Genomic DNA, 5,696 nt, shown 5'->3' on the forward strand with positions numbered 1-5,696 from the left:
GTGCGGCGTGCGGCGTGCGGCGTGCGGGCTGCGAGGTGCGGCGTGCGGTCAGTGGGCGTTCTGTACGGCCTGCGCGGGCAGGGCGGCTGCCCAGGCGGTCCGGGTGATCGTGTAGATGGCGTGGTCCTCGCCGTGGAGGAACTCCAGGCGCTGCGGGGTCATGCCGAGGTGCTCGGCGACGCGGACCGAGGCGGTGTTCTCCGGCAGGATGACCGACACGACCTCGTCGAGGTCCGGCCGCTGGGCGAAGACCCAGCCGATGGCGGCGGTCGCGGCCTCTCGGGCGTAGCCGCGGCCCCAGCGGTCGCGGCGGATGAACCAGACGGCCTCGATGCCGGGCCAGCCGGGTTCGGTCCACAGCCCGGCGCGGCCGACGAGTGAGCCGGTCGACCGCTCCACGACCGCCCAGGGACCGACGCCGGTCAGTGCCCAGCAGCCGATGTTGCCGGCCATCGCGTGCCACACACTGTCCGGATCGCATCGTCCCCCGATGTAGCGGGTGAACTCGGCATCAGACCAGATCTCGACGAAATCGGGAACGTCGGAACTGTCGAGCGGACGCAGTGTCAGGCGATCCGTCGTGAGCGTCGGGATGGCCGTTTCGACCGTCTTTGTCGCCGTCATACCGGCGTTCCGGCCGGCAGCGTTCGGCAGGCCTCAAGAAAGGACGAGACCGCGGGCAGTCGATGATGCTGCGGCGAAAACGAGGAGGNGCACTGCCGCAGCCGTGATTTCACGGTGTGGGTTAGTTCGGCCGGTGCGCTCGCCATCACCTGCATTGCTATGCGGGCCGCCTCCTCAGGTTCCGGGTCGGGACCGATGAGATGCCGCGAGGCGTCGGACATGGAGGCGTGGTGCGATTCCTCGACGGTGAAGTCGGCACCTCTGCGGCGGTAACCCGCCACCGCGATGGGTGCCCATTCACGAGCCATGTCGGCATCGCCCATCGTGATGGNGACGCCGGACCGGAACATGGCGACCGCCGCAGGACCGACCGGGGTTTCTCCCGGCATCGGCGCCATCGAGCAGGNCGCCGCCTCCATCCGGTTCAACGCCCGCCGGGCGCTGTCGTTGTCGCCCGCCTTCGCGTAGGCCCGCGCCTCGTACGCGGCCATTCTGGCATCCATGTACGGATGATTCACGTGGCGGACGACGCTCAGCGCGGCAATGGCCTGGCGGTAGCGTTGTGTGTGATAGGCGATGGAACTCTGCAGTGCCGCAACCGACATGATGAGAACGGGTTCACCGATCTCATTCGCATACGTTCCGGCGAGCCCGGCGAAGCGGCGGGCGGAACGGAAGTCGTCGGTATTGAAGGCCAGCCGGCCGAGGAAGTAGGTGAGCTGGCCGCCGAGCAGGGTCACCCGGCTGCGGGTGCCCGCGGACATCCGGCCGTCGAGGATCGCCTCGATCTGCTTCCAGCGTCCGGCCACCTCGCCGAGCAGGGCGGCGTGCGGGGCGGAGCCGTAGACCTGGGCGATCTCGTCGACGTCGGACTCCAGCTCGTCGAGCGTGCGGTCGGAGGCACTGCCGGTCTCGATGCGCTGGCGGGTGGAGACCGCCAGCGCGGACAGGGCGGGCAGCGCGGGCAGGGCCGCGAACTCTCGCCGGTTCGTGGAAATCACCCCTTGGTCGATCGTCCGCGCACCATTGGCTACGAGCATCCCCTCCGGTGCGGGAACGTATTCATCGGTCGGTTTTCTCATGGGGGGCACGACACCGAGGCGTCGCGCCCTCTTCTCGCGGTCGGCGGCGTCACGCAGCCGTCTGATTGCCCCCCCGCACGGGAGAACGACATCCAGGGCGTCGGAGAGGTCCGGCGAAGGCACCTCCCGGCCGTTGACCGCGCGGGAAACCTGCTGCCTTTTGAATCCGGTCCTTTCTGCGAGTCTGCTGATATTGGTCTCGTTGTCTCCGATCAGGGATTGGAGCATGGTCGCCAGCTGGTCCAGCGCATCATTGCGTTGCCGTTCAGCCTCCACCGTCAACCTCCGGGCCGCATCCGTTTCGAGGGGCNCAACAAGTCCTTGCGGGACGAGCACCCATCTATTGCACTCTGTCGCTGAGCTGGGGTCGAAGTGTGTCATGGCACCAGTCGAGGCACGCCCGGGCCACCCAGTTGGGTACCGCGGGAGTGCCCCCGGCACCGGTGATCCGGTTAACGCCGTNTCGAGGAGGTTTCGTGACACCATCGAGCCCTTCGGCAGGAATACCGAGTTCCGTATCCCCTCCCCTCGGGGACGAAGAGGTTGTGCACGCCACATCGCGGATCCCCGATGGGGGTGATTCGTCCTCGACTCTGCCGGGGTCTACCCGGGATGGGGGGGACATTCCGCCGAATCTGGCTCAGACGGGTGGCGCGACGGGACCTTGGTCCCGATACCGGCGGCACGCCGACTACCGATGTGGTCCGTGCACACCGACCACTCGGGCCCCCCGTCCCTCCCCGATTCGGGTACCCCCGAGGAGCCTGCCGGTCCGTCGGCCGGGTCGGCACTGGATCCCGCCCCAGGGCCCGCGGGCGTCGGACTTCGCGATCACGGTGCTCGATGCGGACGGCGGTCCCGTCGAGACCCTCGTTGGCTGGTCAGAGGCCCAACTCGCGGAGGAACACGCCCGCACTCTCGCCGGTATCGCCGGCTACCGGATCGTGCCCTGCCGCCGCACCGGCGGTCGCTGAGCGGTGGGGCACCGCCCCTCGGCGGGTGGCAGCGCCAGCGCCCGCCGAGGGGCCCAACCCCCGAACGGATCGCCGGTCGGCACCAGAGCCCGTCCGGACTCCTCCAGTAGTCCGGACGACAGGCTCGCGTGGCCCGAAGTGACCACAGGGGCCCCCAATCGGGCGCACAATCGTCCGGTCCGCGTTGTCTGTCAGATGTGTGCTGTCTGACCGTTGCGCCCGTCTTGCCTGACTTGCTTGACTTGTCGCTCTGTGTAACCTGCCGGCGTTCGCGGATGTCGGCCGGCCGGGTCGGGCCGGGCCGCAGCCGTGCCGTGACTGTGCCGTGCCAAGTGCTGGGTCGAGGGGGTGCGGTGCCCCGATGAGGCGCTGGGCCCGTGGGGGTGCCGCGCCGGCGACGTGCGCGGGACTGCGATCCGCGCACGTCGGTGATGTGTGCAGGCGTGGAGGTGCGCGCGTCGGTGAATTGCGCGGCCGATGAGATATCCGGGTCGGCTGAGGGTCCAGGTCGGTGAAGTGCGGGCTGGTGAGGTACACGGCGGAAGCGGGTCCGCGGTGGCGCCCTCCCGGCGGATGATTTTCNGGCGCGCNGTCCGCCCGTCGTCACGATTCGCTCGAATGCATGGAACGCGGAACGATCCTGTCCCGACCGGATTGACCGCCGCCGTGCCGGGCCCGCCGCGAGGGGTGGCCGCGGTGCCGCAATCCGGCCGGCGTCACCCACCGTCCGGAGTGTGCAGAACAACGCGACACCTTTGCGGTCGACGTCGGATTGTCTGGAGGTATGTCCGTACGGCCAACACGGAGCAATGGATGCTCACCTGTTGTGCGAATGTCGCGATGTGGCCCGCTCGCGCTGGTTCGTCAGCCCACCGACTCCGCCGAGTGCTCGAATCGGAGAGACAACGGCCTGCCGCGGTCGAGCCCTGTCATCGCGTGTGGCCGCGGGCCTGGGAGCCCGAGACCGTGCCGGCGGGCGGGCGCCCTGGCTGCCCCTGGCCGGAAGGGGCCGTCTGCCTGTTGCCTGCGGCCTGGCACGACCCGACCTGCTGGGACGACGTCGTCGCCGACCTGCGCTCCCGCGGGCACCTGGTGCTGGCGCCGGACCTGCCGCTCGGCGACCCCGCCGCGACCTACGCCGAGCGCGCCCGCGCCGCCGTCGCCGTCGCCGTCGCTCTGCCCGTCGTCCGGGCGGACGACAGTGGCCGGTCATGGTCGTCGGACACTCGATGGGCGCCGCCTACGCCCCGCTCGTGTCGGCGACGACACCCGGGCCGCTCACCGTGCTCCTGTGCCCGGGACTCGGCCCGCCGCGGGCGGGCTTCCCCTGGCCGCCGCCCGGTGCTCACCGACCCGACTGGCCTCTCCGCGCTGCTGGACGGCCTCACCCGCCGGGCCACGCCGTGGCCGCCGTACCGGTGAGGGCGGCAAGCGCCTCGAGGAGCTCGCCGGTGTCGAGCACCCGGGCGCCGATGTCGCGACACTCGGCCAGTCCCCGCGGGTAGATCCGGGAGATCGCGTCGGCGACGACCACGACATCGAAGTCGCGCTCGCTGGCCTCGTAGACGGTCGTCCGCGGGCAGTTGGGAAAGTTGGCGCCCACCACGGCCACGGTGCCGACGCCCAGCGCGCGCAGCTCGTCGGCGAGCCGGGTCGCGTAGAACCCGCCCCACCGGGGCTTGAACAGGACCCATTCCCGCGGGCCCACCCGCTGCGTGGCGCCCGCCAACAACGCACGCTCGTCCAGCCGCACGCCACCACCTGGCGGCGCCAGCGTGGGGTGGAGCTGGCTGCCGTCGCTGCCAGGGCAGACCAGGCGCAGGCCGGCGGCGATCGAGGCGCGCCGGCAGCGCTCCGCGTTCGAGCCGTCTGGCAGGTAGAGCCGGACCNGATGAAACACCGGCAGCCCGGCCGTGCGGAAACCGGCGGCTGCGCGGGCCATCGCCGGCAGCAGGGCCTCGGTGCCCGCGATCGTGCCGGGTCCATCCGCGCGGACGAAGTCGTTCTGCACGTCAATGGTGAGCAGCGCCCACCGGTTCGGATCCACCGGCCCCCCGTCGCCCGTCGCCCGTCGCTCGTTGCCCGTCGCCGCCTCAGCCGCCACGATCGACCCTGCCCGCGGTGGCCGCAGGTGTCCAACGACGAGCGGTACTGATCGTCAGTGACGACGCTCATGGCCGGCGTCACGGGTCCGCCCCGCGATCGGCTCTACNCCAACCGCGATCGGCCCCCACGCCAGCCGCGGTCCGTCCGTGGTCGATCCGTGGTCCATCCGCCTTGTGTGGTCGATCCGCAAGCCGGCGGCCAGCGGGCGGCTGCAGATGCTCGCCGTGCGCGGCGAGCCGACCTACGACACCGCCACCGGCCAGCGCGCCGGCGAGTGCCTGCCGGTGACCTGGGTCGATATCGACCACCCCGACGCGCCGGACGCCGAGTCCCACCCCGCTTCGATGTACAGCCAGGGTCGGACCCGCGGCGGCGCCCGCTTCCTCGGCCTGGAGGGCGCCGACTGGGCCGGCGGCCAGCTCACCTTTGTCGCCTCCAGGCCGGGGACGCCGAGGAGGGGACGGTGTGGACCTACCGACCCACCGGTCTGCACAGTCATCACCGGCCCCTGGGGCACCCTCGCCTACTAGCCGGTTCTGGGCGTGGATATCGGTGATGGCCGCCCCTTGGGGCTTCTGCTCGGACGGGGGGAGCACCGATGTCGCCAGGCTGGCGGGATGGCGATCGGTCGGAGCGAAGGCCGGCGCCGCTGCTACGGCGGTAGGTCATCGCACCTCCACCGTCCTCTGACTCGCCGGGACTCCGCACGGATCCGCGCGGATGTCCGGCCAGGCTCGATCTTGACGCCACCGGAGTCCCGTCACTCCGTGATGCGCCGTCGGCGAGGGATTCGACCGCGGGGCGGGGCAGGCGTCGGGTGGGGGGCTGGGCCGACCACCCCTTGTCAGGTGGCGCTGGTGAGGAGGTCGGGTGGGTGGGTGTAGGGGTTGCGGCGGGGTGTCTGGTGGGG

General features: G+C 71.1%; 3 protein-coding genes and 1 pseudogene. 1 reads left to right on the forward strand and 3 read right to left on the reverse strand.

From position 1 onward, the window contains the following. Window positions 1-48 precede the first annotated feature (48 nt). Window positions 49-624, reverse strand: coding sequence for a GNAT family N-acetyltransferase (locus UK94_RS13230; RefSeq protein ID WP_055750065.1), 576 nt, complete (start codon window positions 622-624; stop codon window positions 49-51). A 3,076-nt stretch (window positions 625-3,700) separates the two neighbouring features. Between UK94_RS13230 and UK94_RS13240 the strand changes: the two genes are divergently transcribed. Continuing rightward, window positions 3,701-4,102, forward strand: coding sequence for a hypothetical protein (locus tag UK94_RS13240; protein ID WP_011604071.1), 402 nt, complete (start codon window positions 3,701-3,703; stop codon window positions 4,100-4,102). Here UK94_RS13240 and UK94_RS13245 read toward each other — a convergent pair. Then, window positions 4,065-4,569, reverse strand: a 505-nt coding sequence (locus UK94_RS13245) for an isochorismatase family protein (RefSeq protein ID WP_235487727.1), incomplete at its 5' end; no start/stop codon positions are given. The two genes, UK94_RS13240 and UK94_RS13245, sit on opposite strands and share 38 nt — an antisense overlap. Window position 4,570: 1 nt before the next feature. After that, window positions 4,571-4,784 (reverse strand): annotated as a pseudogene (locus UK94_RS50475) (cysteine hydrolase); the annotation flags it as partial. Window positions 4,785-5,696 lie beyond the last annotated feature (912 nt).

The sequence above is a fragment of the Frankia sp. AvcI1 genome (genome assembly GCF_001420875.1).
Taxonomy (GTDB): Bacteria; Actinomycetota; Actinomycetes; order Frankiales; family Frankiaceae; genus Frankia; species Frankia alni.